Raw genomic sequence first — 25,125 nt, 5'->3', positions numbered from 1 at the left:
ACTATGGGAAAGCGAGGGAATGGTTTGTTTAAAAAGCGAATGATGTGCATGATGCTGCTCTTCGTGATGCTGATCTCGGCGGGCGTTGCTAATGCCGCCGAGCCGGCAGCCGTACTGGCTCCGATCGGGTCCAAGGTACAGGGAGAGTCATTTACGATTCAAGGGACAACGAGCCTGCCGGAGGTCATCATCATGATCTCCAGACCGAACACCACGGTACTGGAGATGGACCAGCTGTCGTCGGCTCAGCTGCAGAGCGGCAAGACGGTGACCCTGCCGAGTGATGCTCCTGTGGGCACGTATACCGTTAAGGTCGGGGCGGGCAGCAGTGTGGCGGTCACTACCTTTGCGGTTGCAGCTAAGGCAAGAGGCGGAGACGGAAATGGCAATGGTAACGGGAGTGGGGGTGACAATGGGAGCGGAAATGGTAACGGTCACGGTGGGGGCCATGACGATGACGGCGGAAATGGCAACGGGAATGGCAATGGCAATGGCGGAGTCGGAGGCGGGAACGGCAACGGCAACGGCAGCGTGCCGGGGCGTCCTGCGGTGCTGCCGGACGGATCCGTAGGGCTTACGCTTCAAACGATAGACCGTACGGATGCTTCCGGCACGGCTAAGGCTTTACTGACCAAGGAAATCATTGATCAAGCGTTAGCTCTGCTCAAGGACGGCACCGCCTCAAAGCTGGTTATCGAGCTGCCCAAGGCGGACGGGGCCAAAGCCTACGAGCCTGTTCTGCCGGCCTCCCTTGTAACGGAGAACGGCAGAAGCCTGAAGCTGGAGATCCGAACCGAGCTGGCAATCGTTACGGTGCAGGGCAACATGCTGAAGAGAAGTCAGGCCGGAAGCTCGAACACCGTGTCGTTCCATGTGGCCAAGGCGGACCCAGATCGTCTTCCCGAACAAGTCCGAGCGGTAATCGGTGAACGGCCGATCATCGACCTGAGCGTGAAGCTGGACGGTCAGGCCATCGACTGGTCCAATAACGAAACAGCGGTCCTCGTTTCGGTGCCGTACTTGCCGTCGGCAGCCGAGCTGGCGAACCCGGAGGAAATTACCGTGTGGTACCTTGACGCCAACGGCAAGCCTGAGCCGGTAACCAGCGGCCGTTACGATGCGGCTTCGGGCATGGTGCAATTCAAGACGACGCATTTCAGCCAATACGCCGTGGTTCATGTCGTCAAAACGTTCGCCGATCTTGCGGAGCATGCGTGGGCCAAGAAGCCGATCGAGGCGCTTGCGGCCAAAGGCATCATCACCGGAACCTCCGAGCTGGAGTTCACTCCGGGAGCACCGATTAAGCGCGCAGACTTCGTGCTGCTTCTTGTCCGGACGCTGGGACTGACTGCAGACATCGGCAGCAGCTTCAGCGATGTAGCGCAGGAAGACTATTACTTCGAAGCGCTGGGCATTGCCAAGAGCCTCGGCATCAGCGAAGGCGCGGGAGACAATCGATTCCTGCCGCAGAAGGAGATTTCCCGGCAAGAGATGATGGCGCTTACAGCACGGGCGCTGCGCATCGCCGGGAAGCTGGAGGGCTCGGCACCCTCTGCCGACTTGAGCCGCTTCCACGATGCAGGGGATGTTGCGGGCTACGCGGCCGCCCCAATCGCGGAGCTGATCGGCAAGGGCATCATCGAGGGCAGCGACGGCATGCTGCACCCGCGGAGCAGCACGAGCCGTGCCGAAACCGCCGTGATGCTGTACCGCATTTATAACCTTGGAGGAGGAATGTAAGGATGGCATTCGTAGGCACCAAGCTTTACCGCAGTGTCAAGAAGCAGTGCGCTCTGCTAGCCGCGGCTGCGCTGCTGGCCACTGCAGCCGCAGGCTATGCGCCTCAGACGGCGCAGGCGGCCAGCCTGAACCTAGAGGCCGATTATGCGGTCTCGGAAGGGCCGCTTGTTCGTACCGAGCAGTTCAACAACACGAACTACACCCCCTTGCCAGTGCATGTCGTCGATGAGCTGAAGGGGATCAAGACGAAGGTCGTCCGGGATTTCGTCAAGATCAACTGGTATTACAACAAGGACAGCAGCAACAGCGATTATCTCGCTTATTCCATCGAAGACCCGCGGAACGCTACGAACGCGGACCTGCAGCACGCGCGCAAAGAAACGTACGATTTCATGTCGCAGTTCTCCGATTCTCTCTTGATATCGCTTGCTTATTCCTACGGGGGAGACGCCAATCCGGCCAAAAACCGCCTGATCGCCGGCGAAACCGAAATGAACTGGCCGGAATTCGACAAGGCAATGAAGAAGATCATCTACACCTTGAAGGAGAAGAACCCGGAGCTTGAATATATCGAGGTGGGCAATGAGCCGAACCTGGAGCCTGCCTTCTACGGGCATGTTAAGGACGATATTCCCGGCTATATGCGGATGTATAAAGGGATGTCGGAGGCGGTCCAGTGGGTCAATACTCAAGGCCTGGCGGGACATACGCTGAAGGTCGGCGGCCCGGTCTTGTCCGGCTACAATTTTGAAAAGCAGAAGCAATTCGTCGATATCGCTTATCAGCAAGGCTATCATGTGGATTTCGTGTCCTGGCACCGTTATCAGGAAGATGTTCGAATGAATGAGACGCAAGAGCTTCAGATGAAAGCTTACTTGCGTCAATTTTTCCCGCAGGCGACTACGATTGTCAGTGAGTACGGCTGGAAGGGAGGCGGGGGCTTAAGCGACCCGACCAATAATGTGGGGCTGGCGAAGCAAGCGGCGTTCATGACCGATTCCGCCTATTTCTATGCACGGGGCGGCACGGACATCCCGATGAACTGGGTTGCGGTGCATACGCTGAACGCTTACTTTAAGAACCAGTTCGATGTCGATTACGCGCTTAGCAACGGGAATACGACGGAATTCCAAACCTTCACGAACAGCAATCCGCGGCCGCTGCAATACTTGAATCTGCGTGGCTGGAGAGAATCAGCCTCCTCCTCCAAGCCGATGAAGATTAAGGAAATCCGCTTTTATGACAGCGGCAACAATCCGATTCCCATTCCGAACCCGACGAATGACGCGAATATTGCGGCCGTTACGGACAACAACGATGCCACGATGTTTACCCAAGCGGACTATTGGACGTGGCTGAAGTTTGATCTGGGAGCGGGCGCTCCGGCCATAGCACGGGTAGATATCAAATGGGGCAATACCGATATCAACACCTTCCAGCTGATTGGAACCGCAGATAAGCTGAAGTATTATGAGGTGCTGGGCAAAACATTTTTCACCCCTTATTTCAACACGATGCGGATGTTCGCCCGTCTTGGGGATACCCGCGTGAAGACGACGGGAGGGGATACCTCCATCTACGGAACGAGAATGCTGGCAACCAAGAACAGCGACACGAAGGCGACCTTGATGGTCTGGAACAAGCAGGGAGACGGGATTGCCTCCTCGAACGTGAACATCAGCGTGAAGAATTTGCCGGCGGGCTTCCAGGGCAAGAGCCTGCGCTACAAGAAGTATCTCGTCGACGAGACACACAGCAATTTCGCGTATAACAAGATCGATGAGCTCCAAGTGGTGGAGGAAAGCATAGTTAATGAAAGCGACAATCTTGTATTCAGCCAAACGCTTGAGAAAAATGCAGTCATGCTGCTCGAGCTGGAGGCGGTGGATCCCAGCATTAAGAATATCGTTTCCGCAGGCAAAACGGTAACCACCTCTCCGGGCATGACGAACGGGTCGAATGTGGTGGACGGGATCAGCTCTACGGCTTCCGTCGCTGCGGACAGCACGTATCCTCAGACGGTTCAAATGGATTTAGGCAAGGATTACTATTTGGCGGGCATGCAGATCGATTGGACGAACAGCGCTTCAAGAGGGTACAAATATTCGATTGCCACCAGCTCGGACGGCACTACGTTTACTACCGTAACGGATAAAACATACGGCTCGGACCCAAGCTATGTGCCTCCGATGGGCAACAGCCTGGAGTTTTTCCAGACGAAGGCACGTTATGTGAAGCTCACGGTAACCGGCTCGACCTTCGACGGACCGCTGTCGATTAATGAGGTGAAGGTGTTCGCGGAGGCGCTGTATAAGAATGGCTTTGAGACGGCGCAGGAAAAGGATTTATCCGGGTGGGCGAAACAGGGCTACAGCAGCTTGAACACCCCGTGGACAATCGTGACGGATAGCGTCACTCACAATACGTATGTTCAGCCTGCCGGCATTTACGAGACATCGCCCAGCTTTGCGATTTTCGGGGAGAATCTCAAGGATTACGGCATCGAAGCCCGCGTCCAAGAAGTCCCGGGCACCGGCGCAGCGGGCAAAGTCCAAATGGGACTGCTTGCCCGTGCAGGCACGAACTATAACGATCTGTATTACTTCAAGCTGTTTCGAAACGGCAGCACGAGTCAAGCCATTTTGGAGAAGCGGGTGAGCGGTGGCAATACGACGCTGAGTACCTACAACCTGCCGAATGACTATCTAATGGAAGGCAAGTGGTATAAGCTCAACCTGGAGGTAGTAGGGACGACTATTACAGGCTATGTCGACGGAGTAAAGGTGCTGCAGCATACCGATACGAGCCGCACGGCAGGAAGATTCGGCTTGCGCAGCCATGAGGCGAAGGCAGCGTTCGACGACGTCAGAGTGTACCCGATCGTGCCGCTGCTGGGCGACATTCAAGTGAACGGCGCGAGCATCGCCGGCTTCGATCCGCAGGTCAACAGCTACACCGTACTGGTGCCGTCGAGCACGACGACCGCCACGATTACGGCTGCTGTATACGGAACGGCGAATGCCACGGCCTCTCCGGCATCCGGTCAGGTTACCTTCACCGGGGTCGGCCAGGAGAAGCAATATACGGTAGCCGCTCTGTCGACCGAAGGCAATGGTGCTAACTATTATAACCTTACGCTGAGAACGGCCAATTCCGACACCTCGCTAAGCAGCCTGCGGATTTCGGTCATCTCCGATCCGTTGACCGCGCCCGGCACGGAGCTGCCGCAAACCAGCATTGCGCTTGTTCCCGGCAAAACCGAGTACCGCATCTCCGTGCCTTCTCGCACGCACTATGTGAAGGTGCTGGAGGCGGTTCCTACGGCAAGCAATCTGTCGGCCGTACAGATTACGGATGGCGTCCTCGTGAACGGAGCGGGAACAGCGAAGGTACGGGTCACCTCCGAGGCAGGAACGGCTGCAGAGTACATCCTGCACATCCAGGCTAACCCGCCGGCACCGGTGGGCGCGATTATGCACGAGGAGGATTTCAACGGCGGTTCATATGACCAAGCTGCAGGAACCGGCTGGAACAACGGGGCCACACCGAACGGAGCCGCAAATCATCTGAGGGTCGTCGATGAGGAGGACGGCAAGGTTCTGGAGAAGCATACGACGGGCAGCATGGCCTTTACCGTAGGTCAAAGCACTTGGACGAATTACGAGGTACGGGCAAGAGTGAAGCCTCAAGTCGGCACTTCCCTTCCGGGAGTCATTGCGAGAGCATCCGAAGACGCCAAAAACTTCTACATGCTGCGGATCCATAACGGCGAGAACGGCTTGCCGGGCGGCAGCACAGGCTATGTCGTGCTGGGACGCATCCATAACGGAAACATCCGGGAGCTGGACAGCAAAAAAATGCCGTATCCTTATCTTGTCGGCAATTGGTACCAGCTTCGACTGGTCGTTGACGGCAACCGACTGAGAGGCTACGTGGACGACAATCTCGTCTTCGATGAGGTGGATAACGGAGCCTTGTTCCCGCAAAGCCCTCCGGCTTTAACGCAAGGCAAGGCAGGCATCCGGGTGGCGAATCAGCCGGCTCGCATCGATGACTTCCAGGTGGCTGAGCTTGCCTCCGGTCCGGTAGATACGGAGAAGCCGGTCATTACGCTGAACGGATCCGAGACGGTGGAGGTAACGGTAGGCAGCACGTATACGGATGCCGGCGCCACGGCTGCGGATAACGCAGACGGCGACATCAGCGGACGGATTCAAGTGACCGGCACCGTGAATACGGCGGTTGTCGGCACGTACACCCTCACCTATAACGTCAAAGACAATGCGCTCAATGCGGCGATTCCGGCGGTGCGGACCGTCCGCGTCGTGCCCGCAGGAGATAAACCGTTCACGTTAGCGCTCAACGGCCAACTGAATCGAACCGGCGGCCTGAGTGCAAAGGTCGATGTGTCCCGCACAGCGGGAGCGGCCGACCATGCTGGAACGGAGGTCGTGTACTTCCAGCTGCTGAAGGGCAGCATGCCGATCTCCCACGTCGCGCTGGAGACGGACATCGCAGGCTCCGGCAGCTTGACCGGCCACTTCGATGTGCAGGATCCGGGGGATGTTCAATACCAGATCCATGTATTTGTGGTCGATAAGCTGGATCCTCAGGATTCCACTCTGCCGGTTTCGTTATCGAATAAGCTGGAAATGAAGTAAATCAGAGCAAGCTGCAGCCGAATGGATTCCTTGGGGCTGCAGCTTGCTTTATTACTGGAGTGCAGTTTCTGCAATGCGGTTCGCGCGAACAAGCTGAAATGGAATGCAGGCGGAAGGCTCCCGGAGACGGTGCACTTGAGATCGATGACAACGATAAATCCCGGAAAGAAAGTACGGTAATGACTATAGACGGAAATAATTGTATGCGTTTACAATTACAGCAGCTTCCCGGTAACGCGCGGCTGGGAGGTAACTTATCTGCGTGAGGAGTGAATTGATATTGAAGCTGGATAGCAAGAGGATCATCGCAAGGTCACTGGCGTTTGCCTCTGCTTGTACGGTGCTGCTTGCCTCATTACCGTCTCTTATTCCGGGAGCTGCGGCTGCCGACACCATTGCCATCGACAAAGGGACGACGTTTCAGACCATCGACGGCTTCGGTGCGGCGGCGAATAAACCGGTGCATTACCTCAAAAGCAATATGAGTGCCGCGAATCAAACCGCCATTCTCGATAAGCTGTTCTTAAACAGCGGCTCCAATGCCGGGCTGACGATCATCCGTTGGGAGATCAACCCGTTCAAGCCGAGCGAGGACCCCTCAGGGATCGAAGTGTCCTACTGCGGATGGAATGGGTGCACCGAGGACTGGAGCACCGATGCTCATCAACGATGGTTCGCCGAACAAGCTCTGGCCAGGTACAGCCCCATGCAGTTCTATGCGGTGCCCTGGAGTCCGCCCTCTTGGATGAAGGACAGCGGCTCCACGAACGGAGGCCACCTGCTAAGCTCACGGTACGCGGAGTTTGCCAGCTACATAACCAGGTGGGTGGAGAAATACAAGAACGATTTCGGCTACAACATCAAGTGGCTTAGCGTTCAGAATGAAGCGGATTACGAGAACACGCAGTGGGCGACGGCCCGATATTACAATGCCGAAATGGACAACGTCATCGGCTACATCGATACGGCCCTGACAAATCGGGGGCTCCGCACCCAAATCAAGCTGACGGGCCCCGAGGCTACGTCCGAGAATGTAGCGATGAACTTCCTGAACAATATGCCGCTTAATAAAAGCAAGGTAGACTACATCGCCTACCACAACTACGGCAATAACAACAGCACGCTGTATAACGAATCCAAGCCGAAGCTGCAAACGGAATTCAATTTCAAGGACGAGGTCAATAATCTCTGGAAGCCCGGCGACACGGCCTATGATACGGAGCAGGCTGTAGAGCTTGCGGCCAAAATCCAGCGTACGCTGACCACAGGGGGCTCCAATGCAGCAAGAGGTTTCCTATACTGGTGGAGCGTGGGCAAGGATGAGGCTCTGGCCCAGCAGCTCATCAACCTGAATACCTCGAACGGGACGTATTCGATCAGCAAGGTGCTTTACGCCATGGGGAACTTCAGCCGTGTGATGAGACCGGGCTATCAGCGCATTCAAGCCACCTCCAGCAACCCGTCCCTGCTCGTCGCTGCCACCAAAATCAACTCTACCGGCAAGTCCCAGCTTGTCGTCGTGAACACATCCTCTTCCGATATTACCGCCACGGTGAGCGGCTTCTCGTCAACCTCCACGGCGGCTGCCAAGCTCAAGACAAGCGCTACCGACAATCTTAACAATATGGCCGACGCGACCTTATCGAACGGCTCTTTTACCCAAACCTTCTCGGCGAAGTCGATCTATTCGTTCTCAGAGAAATAAGCTTCCTATGGGGATGCCTGCACTTTTTGCGGGCATTCCCTATTTTTTTGCGCGGCAGGATGCTCTCCGATTCGATATAATGTAGCTATTCACTAAGTCATTCATTACGACCATAAAAAGGAGATCGGCATGGGAGCTTATGGGAAGGTGATCGAGGGAGCGAGGCAGTGGCTGACCAATCTCCCCGATCCCATGTATATCATAAATCTGGAGGGGCAGTTCCTGTGGGGAAACCGGGCTTTCGAAAGCCGGTATGGCAGCGCTGGGGAGCTTCCCGAAGCATCGGTTAGCTTGGTGCCGATTGTAGATACGGATAACGTTACCGTAGCCTATACCGCTGTGCTGAAAGACGATGCCGCAGCGGTGGAACGGGAGGAGCGGCTTCGGCTCGTCGCCGAGAACACTTGGGATACCATCGTGCTGGTGGACAATCAGGCGGTAGTCCGCTATGTTTCCCCTTCCATGAATGCGTTGTCAGGCTATCAGATCGCGGATTATGAGGGGATGGATGCCTTTGATGTCATACATCCGGAAGACAAGGATCGTGTGAGATCGGTCCATGCCGAGGTTGTGCGAACCAAGCAGCCGGTGGAGCTGACGTATCGGCTCGTCCATGCGGAAGGCCATACGATTCATATCGAAGCCCGGGTTAGGCCGGTTTTCGATCATCAGGGTGAGGTCAAGTACGTGGTGGCCGTCGCCAGGGATATCTCCGAACGGAAGAAGGCAGAGCAGCTGCTGGAGAACATTTTGGACAACGTCAACGCAGCGGTGTGGTCGACCGATAAGGATTTTACCAGATACACGTTCTGCTCGGAGAGCATCGAGAGGATATCCGGCATCCCTCGTCGGGAGATTATGCATAACCCGATTCGGCTGCACGATCACATCCACCCTGACGATAACGCCATTCTCATGGGGGAAGTGAAGCGGAAGCTGGATGAAGGGCTATCGGTCCGTCAGCCGATTCGTTACATTCATATCGAGGGGGAAACCCGGTGGGGCCAGCTGGTCGTTCATCCTTGGAAGGACCACACGGGGGCTGTGGAGCGGCTGGACGGCATGATTATCGATATTACAGAGAAAATGCGCTCGGAGCTGGCTCTCGAAGAGAGCGAGCAGCGGTATAAATCTTTGTTCGAGAACAACCTGGACGGTGTGTTCTCAATCGAGCTGGACGGCTTTTATTTTGTCAATGCGAACCGGTCCTTTGAAGCCATTACGGGCATCCGCATGTCCCAGCTGAAGGGCCGCTGCTTTCTCGGCATGATCTACGACGAGGACCATCCGCAGGTCTACGAATGCCTTCTCGAGGTGCTGCAGCAAGGGAAGCCGCGGGATATTGAGTGCCGGCTCAGCCGTACGAGCGAAGGAGAGCGGATTGTCAGCATTACGTTCGTGCCGATCTACTTGTCGGGGAGCCTTAACGGCGTTCACGGGATCGTTAAGGACATTACAAAGCGGAAGCAAGAGGAGCGGGAGCTGATCCAAAGCGAGGAGCGGTATAAGTTCCTGCAGCAAAGCCTGAACAGCCTGTCGAGCGATTTGGCCAATGTCATGAAGGTTTCCGAGCTCGAACATCGCCTGCTGGAGGAAGTAAGGAACGTTCTGCAGGTGGGTGATGCATCGATCGAGGAGGTGCCGCGGGGACAGGAGACGGAGGCGATGGGGGCTCAAGCAACCTGGATTCCGATCGGGGAGAAAAAGCATCCCGTGTACCTGCGGATCGCTGCAGATCGCACCTTCCTTCCGATAGAAGAAGAGTGGCTGGAGACCGCCGTGCATTATGTAACGCTTCTGTATGATAACCTGAGGCTGATTGAAGATCTCATGAAGCGGCTCGAGGATCTGGTATCGACGAGCCAGACGCCGAAGTGGATGCTGAGACTGCTATTTAAGCTTTCGGAAAAGGAACGGTTTGCCTTGTCGGCCGACCTGCACGATTCCGTGCTGCAGGACCTGATCATATGGTACCGTAAGCTGGAGTCGCTGCGTTCGGCGGGATTTTTCGGTGATGCGGCGCAGGAGGAGCTTAGACAGATCGAGGAAGGGCTGCTGGACGCCATTCATCAGATTCGCATTACGTGCAATGAGCTGCGTCCGCCGTTCCTGCTGAAGATGGGGCTGGTCGAGTCGCTGAAGAGCTTGTTTCAATATACACGGATGTTTGCCAATTACGAAATCGAATTCCAGGCGGGGCAGCAGCTGGACGGCCTGAGCGAGGAGCAAATCTTGGGGATGTACCGCATCGTACAGGAGCTGCTGAATAACGCGTCCAAGCATTCGAAGGCGGAGAAGGTGACGATGACACTGGACGAAAGTGCGGATGCTGTGCAGTTCCATTACGCCGACGACGGGGTTGGGATGGATTTGTCCGCATTCGACGGCTCCTTCCAGCACATGGGGCTTGCCGGGATTGAGAAGCGGGTGCTCAGTCTGGAAGGGAAGGTCGAGTTTCAATCGGCTCCGCAGCAGGGCGTTCGGGTGACGATTCATTTTCCAAAAAATTAACTGACAGGTGAGGGACATGGAAATCTTATTGGTGGACGACCACCGCTCGGTGGTAGAAGGGACGAAAATGCTGATCGAATCCGAGCCGGGGATGAAGGTGACGATCGAAACGGATGTATACTGCGTGCCGGATCTGGTGCGTTTGAAGAAATTCGACGTCATGCTGTTCGACCTTTATATGCCGAATGTGAACGGCGCCGATTTGACGAGGAAAATTCTCGATTATGTGCCGGATGCCGTGATCCTCATCTATTCCGGCTTTGAGATCGCGCCGCATTTCAATCTGCTGATGGAATCGGGCGTCTCCGGGTTCATTGCCAAAACCTCCACGCGCGAGCAGCTCATTCAAGCGATCCGCTGCGCGGCCAGGAAGGAAGCGATTGTCCCGATGCAGCTGCTGAAGCAGCTGAGGCGGCAGGAAATAATAGTCCAAGGCGACAAGGGACGGGAGGAGACGACGATCACGCAGGAGGAGGATAAGCTGCTGCGGGAGCTGGCGAAGGGAAAGAGCAACAAGGAGATCTCCCAAGCGCTGATGATCAGCCAGCGTTCCCTCGAGTACAGCCTGACGGAGCTCTTTCAGAAGCTGCAAGCGAGCTCGCGCGTGGAAGTGATTAAGAAGGCGAAGAGCCTGGGGATTTTGCCGACTGAGGATTTATATTAGAGAGAGTGGCGCCGTTTGCGGCGTCATTTTTTTTGACTCCCGAGGGGGAACGAGGGGTTCTCTCTACTTTGTTTTATCAGGTAAAATGAAAGACATGGAGCCGAACATTCTTAAAGCACGATACGGCAGATGGGGTTTGGCGAAATAAGGTAAGGGTCTAATCCCGGGAGGTTGCTATCATTGAAGCTTCAACGATTGCTAGGAATTACCATGCTGCTGCTCAGCCGCAAGAGAATAGGCGCCCAAGAGCTGGCCGACCGGTTCGAGGTCTCGCTGCGCACGATTTACAGAGATATTGAAGCGATTAATGACGCGGGTGTTCCTGTCGCTTCGTTTGCGGGGATGGATGGCGGTTACGAGATCATGGACGAATTTCGCATTGAAAGGCAAATCGTCACCCTCGACGATCTGTCATCTATAGTTACGGCTCTGAAAGGAATGCAGTCGACCCTGCAGGATCAACAATTGGATCATTTGCTGGCCAAGATCAATGCACTTTTCGCCAAATCCGAGCAGCATCGGATAGAGGAAGCGGGAGAGCAGCTGATTATAGGTATGAGCCCGTGGACAAGGGTGGACACGGATAAGGACAAGCTGGCTGAGCTTCGGCAGGCGGCAAAGAACCGGAACGTGGTGTGGCTGACTTACTTAAGCCCCGAAGGAGAGGCGGAGGAGAGGGCCGTAGAGCCGATCGGGCTTGCCTGGAAAGGAAGCGCCTGGTATCTGTACGCGTACTGCAGACTGAGAAAAGATTTCCGGACATTCAAGCTTTCCCGAATCCGGAAGCTCCGTGTTGATATGGAAGTGTTCCCCCGCCGGAAGGAACGCTTGGTGGATCTCGATGCCAAATGGGGGCGGTGGAAAATGGGGCCTTACATAACGATGGTGCTTCGCTTTCATCCGAGAGTGAGAGTAAGGGTTGAGGAATGCTTTGGTCCGGAGCAGATGACGGTGGAAGAGGACGGATCGCTGCTCGTAAGGTCGGAGCTTCCTATAGACAGTTGGCTCTACGGGCTGCTGCTCAGTTACGGACCGGATGTGCACGTGCTGGAGCCGAAATTTCTTGCCGAAGAAATTAGCGGACAAGCCAGGCGAATCGCTGAGCTCTATGGGCAATTTCCGTAATAAATTTTGAAGTCTGCTGACAACACGCTGTCAGTGGACCCCAAGTATACTAAAGCTGCCGGATTCATCCCCGGCCTGAAAAAATGACTAGGAGGCTAATCTTATGTACACATCATTGCAAAATTTTATAGCGGAGTATACCAACGAAGCGGAGGGCACCCAGAGGCTGCTGGACCTCTTGACCGATGCATCCCTGAAGCAGGAAGTTATGCCCGGCTACCGGACCCTTGGGAGATTGGCTTGGCATATCGTGACCACGATACCGGATATGCTTCACCGCACGGGCCTGAAGTTCGATGCGCCTTATGAACATAACGAGCCGCCGGCATCGGCCGCCGAAATCGCATCCACTTACCGGACCGCCGTTCAATCCATGCTGGATGCAATCCGCACGCAATGGACGGATGAGACTTTGCTGGAGGAAGCCGACCTGTACGGAGAGCTTTGGAAAAACGGATTTACCTTAAATGCGCTTGTGAAGCATGAGATTCATCATCGTGGCCAATTCACGATCCTGATGCGGCAAGCCGGTTTACCGGTGCCGGGGGTGTATGGTCCTGCCAAAGAAGAATGGGCAGCCATAGGCATGGAAGCTCCTGCTGTTTGAAATCGGCCTATCCAGATAGTAGGAGAAGCAATCACTTTCTGAGAGTGGTTGCTTTTTTTTATAAGAGCAGCTGGCCGGTGAGCGCAGGATGCACCAACGGTTAGGTCGAATTCATAGTGAAGGATTTCATTACAAAGCTTTTGGGAGGGATACATGGCATGATGACGAACGAAGAAATCCGTCTCTATTTGCGAAGGCTTGACATCCCGGATATTCAGCCGCCAAGCCTCGCATATTTGAGAGAGCTTCACCGAGCCCATGTGGAGAAGCTGCCTTGGCAAACGATCGATATTGTGGCCGGCTCTCCCGCGCCTATTGATGTCAGATCATCCGTGAATCTGATGACCGGCGGCCGCAGCGGCTATTGCTTCCACTTGAACGGCGCCTTCAGCGAGCTTCTGCGCTCCCTTGGCTTCACCGTCTTCCGGCACAGAGCCGGTGTTCAGCCGCTGGGGCAGGAGCCTCGGATCAATTCCTTTCACCTCGGGCTCACGGTCAGCTTACCGCACGAGAACGGAGAGGAAGAGCGGTGGATCGCGGATGTCGGGCTGGGAGATATGCCTTATGAGCCTTTGCCACTGCGCGCAGGAAGCTATGAGCAAGGCCCGTTCCGATACCGCGTGACGGCATCGGGGGTTAACTCGGAGGGCTGGCGCTTGGAGCACGACCCCGGAGCTTCCTTCGCAGGGGCTGACTTTGCTCCTGAGGCGGTAGATGGCCTGGATGTATTTCAACCGAAGCATGAGCATTACAGCACGTCTCCGGAATCGCCATGGATCCAGCTGTTCCTCGTTCGTCATAGGCATGCTACCGGCAGTAACGAGCTTCGGGGCTGCATATGGAGCAAGAGGGAGGGAACGGAAGTCACCAAGACGGAGCTGACGACTCGCTCCCGATGGCTTGAGGTGTTAGGTGATGTGTTTGGCGAACGACTTGTGAAGTATAGTCCGCAGGAGAAAGAGGACCTGTGGAAGAAGGTATGGAGCCTTCATGAGGCTTGGAAGCGGTCGAAGGCCGATTCCCAAACGGAATAAGCAGCCGCCGACGAATGGTGATAGTCATTCGCGGCGGTTTTTTTGCGTGCTGCCGGCATCCTATTTCCTGCACCGAGTGCGGACGGCACCGTCGCTTTTTGCGCGAAGACCGCAAATATTTGCGCGTGGCGATGCATCGTTTGCGCGTTCGAGGATTCCGTTCGGGTATATGATGATCTCATATCAATGAAGGCAGCCGAGAGCTGCCTGTAGGAGGACGACGAACGATGATTCAACTGAAGAACGTAACCAAGGTATTTCATTTGGAGGCGGGCAGCTTCACTGCCCTGAAGCCAACCGATCTGCACCTGAAGAAAGGAGAGTTCATAGCCATTATGGGTCCGAGCGGCTCTGGCAAAAGCACGCTGCTGCAGCTGCTCGGAGGATTGGATCTACCGACGGACGGTACCATCATGATCGACGGTGTACAGCTGGAGCAGTTGAATGAGAAGGAGCGGACGCTGTTCCGCCGGGAGAAGGTCGGCTTCGTCTTCCAGAACTATCAGCTGCTGCCGATGATGACCGTGGCCGAGAACATCGCCCTTTCCCTTGCGGCCCATAAGGCCCCGAAGGCGGAAATCGATGCGACAGTCGAGCGCTTGCTCCGCGAAGTGAACCTCGAAGGGAAGGCGGGAAGCTTCCCGTCGCAGCTTAGCGGCGGCCAGCAGCAGCGCGTAGCGATCGCTAGGGCGCTCGCCATGAAGCCGAAGCTGATTCTGGCTGACGAGCCGACAGGGAATCTGGACCGCAAGAACGGTCAGGATATACTGCAGCTTCTTTCCCGGCTGAACCGGGAGGAGCAAATCACCATCGTCATGGTAACCCATGACCGGCAGGCGGCGGCAGCTGCGGATCGGGTCATCGTACTGCGGGACGGCGAGGTTGCCCAGTTCGGGCTGGAAGGAGTGAGCTGAAGTGAACCTGTGGCACCTAGCATGGCGCAATCTCATGCGCCGCAAGACACGGACGCTGCTGACCCTGATTTCGATTATCATCGGCGTCGGCTCTACCTTCGGTGTCATCGCTTCGGTTGATACCGCCAAGAAGGCGTTCCCTCTGTATTTAAAGGCGGCCTTCGGCAAAGCGGATTACACAATCAACGGAATGGATACCTACTTCCCGGAAGCCGTATTGGATGAGGTCCAGAAGCTGAAGGATGTTACCGCTATGGCGGTGGTAGAGCAGAGCACTCAGCTTCGGCTGAAGGAAGAAGGCATTACAGACATACAGAAGCGGGTGGATCTGAAGGGCTACAGCCGCACCGATACGGCGCTTACGAATTTCGCTCTTGTGAAGGGAAGCCTCACAGGGAACGGTGCCGTGATCACGGACCGGACGGCGAAGGTGTGGAAGGCGGACGTGGGAGACGTTCTCCCGATCGAGACGGATCAAGGAGTGAAGGAGATCCCTATCACGGCTGTCGTGAAGTACACCGTAGAGCTGATGGGGCCATCGAGCTGGTCGATGGCGAAGTACCATCCATGGACGGTTGTCGTGCCGCTTCCTGTCCTTCAAGACTGGTTCGGCTTAACCGGGAAGGTGGAGACCATTCAGCTGAAGGCAATGCCCGAAGCGGATACAGAGGCCGTGAAGCAGCGGATCGACGAGCTGACGAAGCGCTACGACCAAATCTACATGCAGCCGGTCATTATGGATTTTGACGCGCAATTCAATGATGCGGGGACCTTCTTCCTGGCATTATATATCGCCGGGCTGCTCGGCATCGCGTTAAGCGCCTTTGTTATTTTTAATTCCTTGTATGTGAGCATTAACGAACGCAAGAAGGAGTTTGCCGTTCTGAAAACGATCGGCTACACACCCGAGCAGCTGCGAAGCTTTGTGCTGGCGGAGGTGCTGCTGCTTGCTTTTGCCGGGACGGCCATAGGGCTGGTCATTGGATTCGGTCTTGCGTATGTACTGAAGCTGGCGATCTTCATGCTGTTCAGTGTGCATGAGGCAGGAAGCATGGTGCTTTGGAAGGGGCTTGGGGTTTCGGTGCTGTCAGGTTTGCTGGTGCCGCTGCTTGCCTCCATGTATCCGATTCGTCAGGCGGGACGGGTCAGCGTCATTGCCGTGCTGAAGGAGGCGCGGTCGGAGAAGGCGGTTCTCCCACGATGGAGAGGCGTTCTAGGCATCCTGCTGCTGTTATCGGGCTTCCTGATCAAGCATCTTCTGGTTATTGTACCGATGCTGCTCGGCGTAGGGCTGCTCTTCCCCTACCTGCTGCGTGGGTTCGTGCTGCTCCTTCAGCCTGTATATCGAGTGCTGTTCGGCTTCAGCGGCGAAATTGCCACCCGCAATTTGACAAGAAATCTCAGCCGCACCTCGATGACCTCGGTCATTCTTTGTATGGGGATCGCCATGATTTTGCTGATGGGCTCCCTCAACTCGGCGCTGATTCAATCGTACGAGAAGGCCATTTTCGCCTCCTACGGCGGCAATCTGGATGTTATGTTTCACCATGCGGAGAAGACGGATCTGGAGCAAATCCGCAAACTGGAAGGAGTGGCGGAAGCCGAGACGTATGCGCTGCAATCGGCGATCTGGAACTTGGACGGCCAGAAGCGCAAGCTGCGGGTGTACGGGGTGGGCGCGGAGTGGATCGACCGCTTTCCGCTGTTCCGATCCTCAGAGGGAACCCACGGTGAAGTAATCGGGAGGCTGGCCCCGGACGAGATTGTGCTGGATCAAATCGCGTACGGCATCTGGGGCGGCCGCATCGGCGAAAGCATATCGCTGGACACGGCTCAGGGAACGAAAGCCTTCAAGGTGGTTGCGGTTGTCAACACGATGAAGAACAGCGGATTCGGAGCCTTTATGAAAATAAGCGACTTCCGCGACCATTTCGGCTTAAAATTTGAGCGAAATGCACTCGTGCTGAAAAAGGCGGAGGCTTCGCCGCTGCAGCTGAGGGAAGCCGTGTTTAACCAGTTCGGCTCCCGGATCGAGAAGATGTTCGGACCGGAGGACTTTGTTTCGGTGGTCGGGGCAACGTTAACCGGCTCGTTCAGCGTGATTAACTTCCTTGTCGTGCTGGCTATCGTTATCTCCGGCGTCGGCATTACGAATACGCTGCTCATGAACATTATGGAACGGATCCGCGAACTGGCGATGATGCGTGCGGTCGGGGTTACGAGAGGGCAATTGATTCGAATGATCATGCTGGAGGGTTTAGGCATGGGCTTGGCGGCAACAGTCATCGGCTGCGTGCTCGGCATCCTGCTCATTTATCTCACATCGACGTTCATGGAGATCAACTCCTTGACGTTCCAATTTGGAGTTTCCGGGCTCATCTTGTCTCTGGTTGCCCTGTTCGGCATCCTAATCAGCCTGATCTCCAGCTTCACACCGGCTTCGAGAGCCGCCAAAATTCATTTAAGCGAGGCTTTGCGATATGAGTAAAAGGATACTGATGATAGTACTGTTAACCGCGATTTTATCCGCCTGCGGTTCCAAGCCTTCATGGGATCAGGAGAAAGTCCCCGCGGCAAGCGCCGGCCAGGTTCAGCGTCTGATGGCGGATCAAGTCAAGGCAGCTTGGAGCCTGACCGATGCGGGAGCCTCCGAAGCGGGCATCGGCAAGCGCATTCGGCTCGAGGTGAAGAAGAGCGACGGGTCCCCTGTAGATCGTTTTCAGGTCAACCATGAGAAGCTGCTGCATTTGATAGTGATCAGCAAGGATTTGTCTTACTTCAATCACATTCATCCGGAGCATAAGGGAGGCGGCGTATTCGAAATCGATAACGTCTTCCCGGCTGGCGGGGAGTACCGGTTCATTGCCGATTTCAAGCCCGCGGACGGCGATTCGATGACCAAGATGGAATGGCTGAAGGTGGAGGGCAAGCCATCGGAAGCGGTGCCGGTTGTGCCGGATGAGAAGCTGGTCCGGGTGATAGACGGGAAGCGGGTGACGCTGACCCTGGATAGCCTGGAGGCCAAGAAGGAAACAAAGCTGACCTTTACCTTGGCCGAGGAGTCCTCGAATCAGCCTATCACCGATCTGCAGCAGTACTTGGGTGCGATAGGCCATGTCGTGATTTTGTCGGAGGACGGAGAAAGGTACGTGCACGTCCATGCGGAGGAGGGCCAAGGCACGGGCCCGGACGCCGTCTTCGAGGCGAGCTTCCCGCGGAGCGGTGTATATAAGATTTGGGGACAATTCCAGAGAAACGGACAGGTATTCACCGCAGCGTATGTGGTGAAGGTTCCATAACAAGGAGGATATTATGAAACTGTTAATGCGTATTGTCGTCTTTATCGTGATAATAACGATATTTACCGGAGCGGTCGGTTTTGTCGGTTATGCTAATTCTCAGCAAAATTTCTGGGCATCTGTGCGTCAGGAGCCGCTGCCGGACCTCACGGGCTTGGCGAAGCCGAAGCATGAAGCGAGCAAGCCTACCGTGGCTGTGCTGCTGGGGAACGAAAATACGGAAGGCATGGATTTCACCATTCCTTATCAAATGTTCGCCATGACAGGAGCCTACAACGTGTACGCTGTTGCGTCAGACAATCAAGTGAGGACCTTAACGGGGGGGCTGGAGGTAGTTCCTCACTACTCCTTCGAAGAGCTCGACCGGCTGCTTGGCCGCAGCCCCGACATCATCGCCATTCCCTATATGAACATGAGTGATGCCGGGAAATACGAGCCGATCCGCCAGTGGCTCCTGAAGCATCAATCTACCGTTCTGCTAAGCATTTGTGCAGGCGCGGATAATTTGGCGGCGACCGGACTTTTGAACGGAAAAACGAGCGCCACGCACTGGCAGACCATGGCGGTGCTGACAAGGAAGTACCCGGAGGTGAACTGGGTACAGAACCGCCGTTATGTTACCAACGGAGATCAAATGATGTCTTCCGCGGGGATCTCTTCCGGAATCGATGCGGTGCTCTATGTCATCTCCAAGCAGTTGGGAGAGCCGAAGGCCGCCCAGCTGGCCAAGGACCTGAAATATCCTTCCTATCATTTTCAGCAAAATCCGGTCGTTACTCCGTTCTCTATGGATTGGCGATTCAGCATCTATGTGCTCAACAACATGTTTCAGTGGAACAAACTCAAAGCGGGTGTACTTCTGTATGAGGGGGTAGAGGAAATGGCGATTGCCTCTTCCTTCGACATCTACTCCGATTCCGGTACGACGCGCGTGCTGTCGGTTGCCTCTTCTATTCAGCCGCTGGAAACCAAGCACGGACTGAGGGTCATCGCCAGACATACCATTGAGGCGGCCCCGTCCGTCGAGAAAATGATCGTCCCGGGTAAGCAGGCAAGGACGCTCGCAGCGAAGGAAGCGAAGAGCTGGAGCGACAGGAGTGGCGCGGCGGCGCTGCAGTATGTGCACAGCGACGCGCCGGACCGTTTCCTCTTCGAGGTGCAGCTGGAGGACCTGGCGAAGCAGGAGGACGTGCTGACGGCGAAGCATGCCGTGAAGCGGCTTGAATATCGGGCCCAGGATATACAGCTGTCCGGCAAGCCGTTCTCTATGGAGACGTACGGGGCGCTGCTCCTGACGATTGGCGTGGCTGTACTGCTCGCGTATGCCGTGGATCGACGCTTCCTACGGAGGCCGAGGAAGCCGGCGGCTGCGCGGCTGGCACAGTGACGCGCAGGTGAAGGGATAAGGGAGACTTAGCTTCCTTTATCCCTTCTTTTTATTCTCCTTTTGCGTGCACAACGCAAAGTTTTGCGCGGCGTCCTTCACCTTATGCGCTCCCTACCCGCAGTGTTTGCGCGATGCGATAAGCTCCTTCACGGTAAGCTGGTACTAAGCAAATCAACGTCCGTGCAAAGGAGCTGTAGCTTCATGAATCACATGAAATTGTTTATCCCCTACGTCCGAAAGCAGATAAACTTATACCTTCTCGGTTTCGTGGGAAGCTTGTTCCGATTTCTCATTCCGCTGTCCGTCCCGCTCGTGATCAAATACATGTTCGACGACCTGCTTCAGAACGAGGCGTTATCGTATTCCGCCAAAACACAGCAGCTGCTGCTGATCGCCGCAGGGATGCTGGCGGTTTTCTTCATCATTCGCGGCCCGATGGAGTATGTGAGGCAGTTTTTTCTGCATAAGGCAAACAACAACGTGCTGAAGGAGCTTCGCACGGATGCTTTCCAGAAGCTGCATGCGCTGGATACGAGCTATTTCACGCAGCATCGGAGCGGGGAGATCGGCACGCGCTTCTTCGACGACATCGAACGGGTGAGAGGCTACCTGACAGCCGCTTTGTCCAACGTGTGGATCGAGACGGTCGTGCTCAGCTTCGTCATTGGCGTGATGCTGACGCTGGACCTCAAGCTGACGCTTCTGGCCGTTCTGCTGGTAGGCTTTCAGTTCGCTCTGGCTCACCTTCTCTCGAGGAGGCTGAAAACGACCACGAGCCAGATGATGAGCTACCGCTCGGTGCTTAGCGGGTTTATTTTTGAAAGAATCCAAGGGGCGTTTCTTTCCAAGCTGTTTTCCGCAGAGAAAAAGGATAAGGAAGAGCTGGAGCAGCACTTGGTTCGCTTCGAGCGTCTGACCGATCGGCAAGCCAGGGTCAATGCACTCTCCCTCGCCTCAGTGAACGTACTGAGTGACGTAACACCGCTGTTGATTGTGCTGGTCGGCAGTCTGTCGGTCATCGACGGAAGCTTGACGCTCGGTGCGCTGCTTGCCTTCTTTGCTTATGTGGACCGAATGAGAAGCCCTGTTACGGCGCTGGTGCAAGCTTTCCCTGCCCTTACCGAGGGGAGTGTTGCGATCGGGAGGGTATTCGACTTTCTGCAGACGCCGGTCACCATCCAAGAGAAGGAGCAGCCATGCGAGCTGCAGGAGTTCCGCCAATCGATCGAATTCCGTGACGTTACGTTCGGCTACAGCGATGGAGAGCCGGTGCTTAAGGGGATCAGCTTTATCTTGGAAAAAGGAAAAACGTACGCCTTCGTCGGCGAAAGCGGCGGCGGCAAAAGCACGATCATGCAGCTGCTTACCCGGATGTACGATGCGAACGGCGGTGAGGTACGGATCGACGGCGTGAGTATCAAGGATTACTCCATCGCCGGCTTGCGGCAGCAGATGGGCATCGTGACGCAGGACAATTTCCTCTACAGCTCCTCCGTAAGGGATAATTTGCGCATGGCGCGGCTGGACGCAACCGACGAGGAGATCGTTGCGGCGGCTAGGAAAGCTTTTGCCCATGAATTTATTAGTGCTCTACCTGGCGGTTACGAGACTGAGATCGGGGAGAGGGGTCTGAAGCTGTCGGGGGGCCAGAAGCAAAGGCTGGCGCTCGCGAGAGTGTTTCTCAAGAATCCGTCCATCATCCTGCTGGATGAGGCGACCAGCGCTCTTGATAATGAAAGCGAGAAGCTCGTTCAGCAATCGATAGAGCGGCTGTCCCGCGATAAGACGGTGATCATGATTGCTCATAGGCTTTCGACGGTGTTAGAGGCGGATACGATTTTTGTGGTGCGGAACGGGGGCATTGTTGAGAGCGGCAGCCATCAGCAGCTGATGGAGCTGGGAGGATACTATAAGGAGCTGTACCAGGCTCAGAATCCGGCGGAATGGGCGGAAGGCGCGTAACCAATTTCAGCACATTGAGCTAGAGGCCTGCTAGAGCGTATAATAGAAAGGAGAATCCTATTTAAATAGAAAAGGTGTTATTTTTCCAATGAGTATATTAAACGTAGAGAGATTAAGTCATGGCTTTGGGGACCGCGCGATCTTCAAGGATGTATCCTTCCGGCTGCTCAAGGGCGAGCATATCGGGCTGATCGGTGCGAACGGCGAAGGCAAGTCCACCTTCATGAACATCATTACAGGCAAGCTGCAGCCGGATGAGGGCAAGGTTGAATGGTCCAAGCGGATGCGGGTCGGCTATCTCGATCAGCACGCGGTGCTGACGAAGGGAATGACGATTCGCGATGTCCTGAAGGGCGCGTTCCAATACTTGTTCGATATGGAGCAAGAGATGAACGACATGTACGGCCGGATGGGCGAGGTGTCTCCGGAGGAACTGGAGCAGCTGCTGGAGGATGTCGGTACGATTCAAGACACGCTGACGAACCAGGACTTCTACATGATCGATGCCAAAATCGAAGAAACGGCACGCGGCCTGGGACTGACCGATATCGGTCTGGATAAGGACGTGAACGACCTGAGCGGCGGCCAGCGGACGAAGGTACTGCTCGCCAAGCTTCTGCTTGAGAAGCCGGACATTCTGCTCCTCGACGAGCCGACCAACTATCTCGACGAGGTGCATATCACATGGCTGAAGCGTTACCTGCAGGAGTACGAGAATGCGTTCATCCTGATCTCGCACGACATTCCGTTCCTGAACAGCGTTATTAACCTAATCTATCATATGGAAAATCAAGAGCTCACCCGTTACGTCGGGGACTATGAGCATTTCCAGCAGGTGTACGAGATGAAGAAGCAGCAGCTGGAATCGGCCTATAAGCGCCAGCAGCAGGAAATTGCCGACCTGAAGGACTTCGTAGCGCGGAACAAAGCGAGCGTGGCGACACGGAACATGGCGATGTCCAGACAGAAGAAGCTCGACAAGATGGACGTTATCGAGCTTGCGAAGGAGAAGCCGAAGCCGCAGTTTAACTTCAAGGAAGCCCGCACCTCCGGTAAGCTGATCTTCGAAGCGCAGGGGCTTGTGATCGGCTATGACAGCCCGCTGTCGAGACCTCTCGATCTGCGGATGGAACGCGGCCAGAAGATCGCGCTTGTCGGTGCGAACGGGATCGGGAAGACGACCTTGCTGCGAAGCATTCTGGGTGAGATTCCGTCGCTGGATGGTAACGTTCAGCTGGGCGATCTGCTGGAGATCGGGTACTTCCAGCAGGAGATGAAGGAAGCCAACTACAATACGTGCATAGATGAAGTGTGGAATGAGTTTCCGTCCTTCACCCAATTCGAGGTGCGCGCCGCGCTGGCGAAGTGCGGACTTACGACAAAGCATATCGAGAGCAAGGTAGCCGTGCTAAGCGGCGGCGAGAAGGCGAAGGTACGTCTCTGCAAGCTGATCAACCGCGAGACGAATCTGCTGGTGCTCGACGAGCCGACGAACCACTTGGACGTCGACGCGAAGGATGAGCTGAAGCGTGCGCTCAAGGCGTACAAGGGCAGCATTCTGCTGATTTCCCACGAGCCGGAATTTTACCGCGACGTCGTGACGGATACGTGGAACTGCGAGTCTTGGACGACGAAGGTGCTGTAAGAAAAGAGAGGGGGCTGTCCCAAAAGTCATCATAGATGACGGGGGAAGCCCCCTTTTCCCAATTTTGTAAAACAAAAAGAAACCAATCCTTGGTAAAATGGAAGTGTCGAGCAACCATTGAAAGGAGAGGTTTCTTTGTTTATTCAATATACCATGGATCAACTGTGTCTGCCAATGGATTTGGAAATGGACATCCCACCACGTCACGTAGCGCGTGTTATTAATAGCTTCATCAATCGTCTGGACGACAGTTTGTTTATTGCCGCATATCCTGGAGGCGGTCGAGACAGCTATCATCCTAAAATGCTTACCAAAATCATTGTGTATGCTTACTCACAGCGTATCTACTCGTCTAGACAGATCGCTAAGGCCGTACGGGAGAACATCACTTTCATGTGGCTGGCAGGTCGCCAATGTCCTGACTTTCGGACTATCAACCGGTTCCGCTCCGAGCGGATGAAGGAACAGCTGGAGAAGATTTTTGCAGGAATGCTGGAGCTGCTAATGGCTGAGGGATATATCAAGCTGGAGAACTACTTTGTTGACGGTACCAAGATCGAAGCAAATGCAAACCGGTATACGTTTGTCTGGGGAAAGACAGTAAAGAAGCAGAAAGCCAGGCTGGAAGAGAAAGTGAAGCAGCTTTTTATTGAGATTGAACAGCAGGAGATTCAGGAAGATAAAGAGCACAACGGCAAGGACCTGCTCGAGCTGGGCGGAGACACCGACCTAACAAGCGAGAGCATGGAGGCGGCTTTAACGAAGCTAGAAGCCAAACTGAAGAGTGAACCAAAGAACAAAACGGTAAAGAAAGCGGTACGGCAACTGCGTAAGGATTTTGTTCCCCGCCAGCAGAAGTACGAAACTCAGCTTGAGATCCTTGGCGAACGAAACAGTTTCAGTAAAACGGATCCAGATGCCACGTTTATGAGAATGAAGGAAGACCACATGGGCAACGGTCAACTCAAGCCCGGCTACAACGTACAAGTCGGCACAGAGAACCAATTCATCGTAGGTTACTCCCTCCACCAGCGCCCGACAGATACGCGTTGCCTTATCCCGCATCTTAACAAGGTAAAAGAGACGCTTGGTCGTCTTCCTAAAACCGTCATCGCCGATGCCGGTTACGGTGGTGAGGAAAACTATGCGTATCTAGAGAAAGAAAACATGGAAGCGCTTGTGAAATACAATTCCTTTCATAAGGAAGTATCAAGGGCATGGCGAAACGACGTATCCCGCTTAGAAAACTGGACGTACAACGAGGACAAAGACATCTGGGTATGCCCAAACGGAAGAACACTACATTTTATTAAGGAGAGCAAGAACAAGACTGATAGTGGGTACGGGGTCAAATTGCGGATCTACCGAAGTGAAAACTGTGAGGGGTGTCCGTTCAAAGAGAAATGCACCAAGTCTGAACGCAGCCGCGAAATAAGGGTCAGCATGGAGTATCTTCGCTACAAAAAAGTGGCTAGAGAAAAATTAAGAAGCGAAGATGGACGCAAGCTCTCGGTTCAACGAATGATCGAAGTGGAAAGTGTGTTTGGGCAAATGAAAAATAACCGGGGATTCCGAAGGTTCCTGCTTCGCGGCTTACCAAAAGTAAGCCTGGAGGTCGGGTGGCTTTCACTTGCCCACAATTTGCTTAAGGTGGTAACCACGGAGCAAAAAAGACATATAGCCGGGCAAGAATGAACCCTGTCCGGCCATTTTTTCACGAAATTCGGGGTTGTATAAAAGGGGCTGTCACTTTAAGTAGATTTTTCGCTGCTTTTGGGACAGCCTCTTTTTGAACGTTAAAGAATGTTTAAGTTGGCTAAAGCTTTAAAGCGCTGCAACATTCTTTACCAAGAAAACCTACCACTGAAACG

15 protein-coding genes are annotated in these 25,125 nt (G+C 54.9%); all 15 read left to right on the top strand.

The features are described 5' to 3' along the window. Positions 1–48 precede the first annotated feature (48 nt). The 15 genes from RAC89_RS09870 (at position 49) to RAC89_RS09800 (ending at position 24,949) form a co-directional block, all read left to right on the top strand. Positions 49–1,740 carry an S-layer homology domain-containing protein gene (locus RAC89_RS09870; RefSeq protein WP_306613290.1) on the top strand — a complete coding sequence of 564 codons (1,692 nt, stop codon included), beginning with the start codon at positions 49–51 and terminating at the stop codon, positions 1,738–1,740. Positions 1,741–1,742: 2 nt separating this feature from the next. Then, positions 1,743–6,401, top strand: a complete 4,659-nt coding sequence (locus RAC89_RS09865) for a 3-keto-alpha-glucoside-1,2-lyase-like domain-containing protein (protein ID WP_306613289.1) — start codon at positions 1,743–1,745, stop codon at positions 6,399–6,401. 280 nt (positions 6,402–6,681) lie between these two features. Continuing rightward, positions 6,682–8,106, top strand: a complete 1,425-nt coding sequence (locus tag RAC89_RS09860; RefSeq protein ID WP_306613288.1) for a glycoside hydrolase — start codon at positions 6,682–6,684, stop codon at positions 8,104–8,106. A 129-nt stretch (positions 8,107–8,235) separates the two neighbouring features. Beyond that, entirely contained in the window at positions 8,236–10,617 is a 2,382-nt protein-coding gene (locus RAC89_RS09855; protein WP_306613287.1) for a sensor histidine kinase, read from the top strand. Positions 10,618–10,633: 16 nt separating this feature from the next. Then, a complete protein-coding gene (locus RAC89_RS09850; protein ID WP_306613286.1) occupies positions 10,634–11,281 on the top strand; it encodes a response regulator transcription factor in 648 nt (215 codons plus the stop codon). Positions 11,282–11,461: 180 nt separating this feature from the next. Next, positions 11,462–12,406 (top strand): helix-turn-helix transcriptional regulator, encoded by a 945-nt coding sequence (locus tag RAC89_RS09845; protein WP_306613285.1) that lies wholly within the window; start codon positions 11,462–11,464, stop codon positions 12,404–12,406. A 103-nt stretch (positions 12,407–12,509) separates the two neighbouring features. Further along, complete coding sequence (locus RAC89_RS09840) at positions 12,510–13,013, top strand: DinB family protein (RefSeq protein ID WP_306613283.1); 504 nt, start codon at positions 12,510–12,512, stop codon at positions 13,011–13,013. Between the two features lie 158 nt (positions 13,014–13,171). Continuing rightward, positions 13,172–14,047, top strand: a complete 876-nt coding sequence (locus tag RAC89_RS09835) for an arylamine N-acetyltransferase family protein (protein WP_306613281.1) — start codon at positions 13,172–13,174, stop codon at positions 14,045–14,047. Between the two features lie 227 nt (positions 14,048–14,274). Continuing rightward, positions 14,275–14,961 carry an ABC transporter ATP-binding protein gene (locus RAC89_RS09830; protein ID WP_306613279.1) on the top strand — a complete coding sequence of 229 codons (687 nt, stop codon included), beginning with the start codon at positions 14,275–14,277 and terminating at the stop codon, positions 14,959–14,961. A 1-nt stretch (position 14,962) separates the two neighbouring features. Beyond that, positions 14,963–17,449 (top strand): ABC transporter permease, encoded by a 2,487-nt coding sequence (locus RAC89_RS09825; protein ID WP_306613277.1) that lies wholly within the window; start codon positions 14,963–14,965, stop codon positions 17,447–17,449. Further along, positions 17,442–18,260, top strand: coding sequence for a hypothetical protein (locus RAC89_RS09820; protein WP_306613276.1), 819 nt, complete (start codon positions 17,442–17,444; stop codon positions 18,258–18,260). Before RAC89_RS09825 ends, RAC89_RS09820 begins: the two co-directional genes overlap by 8 nt. A gap of 13 nt (positions 18,261–18,273) precedes the next feature. Beyond that, entirely contained in the window at positions 18,274–19,647 is a 1,374-nt protein-coding gene (locus tag RAC89_RS09815; RefSeq protein WP_306613274.1) for a DJ-1/PfpI family protein, read from the top strand. Between the two features lie 201 nt (positions 19,648–19,848). Beyond that, positions 19,849–21,609, top strand: coding sequence for an ABC transporter ATP-binding protein (locus RAC89_RS09810; protein ID WP_306613272.1), 1,761 nt, complete (start codon positions 19,849–19,851; stop codon positions 21,607–21,609). Positions 21,610–21,697: 88 nt separating this feature from the next. Then, positions 21,698–23,254, top strand: a complete 1,557-nt coding sequence (locus RAC89_RS09805; protein WP_306613270.1) for an ABC-F family ATP-binding cassette domain-containing protein — start codon at positions 21,698–21,700, stop codon at positions 23,252–23,254. 135 nt (positions 23,255–23,389) lie between these two features. Then, entirely contained in the window at positions 23,390–24,949 is a 1,560-nt protein-coding gene (locus RAC89_RS09800; RefSeq protein ID WP_306613268.1) for an IS1182 family transposase, read from the top strand. Positions 24,950–25,125 lie beyond the last annotated feature (176 nt).

Source organism: Paenibacillus sp. GD4, assembly GCF_030846225.1.
Taxonomy (GTDB): domain Bacteria; phylum Bacillota; class Bacilli; order Paenibacillales; family NBRC-103111; genus Paenibacillus_G; species Paenibacillus_G silviterrae.
Note: the sequence above shows the minus strand (reverse complement) of the source record. Positions and strands in the feature narration are given on the sequence as shown.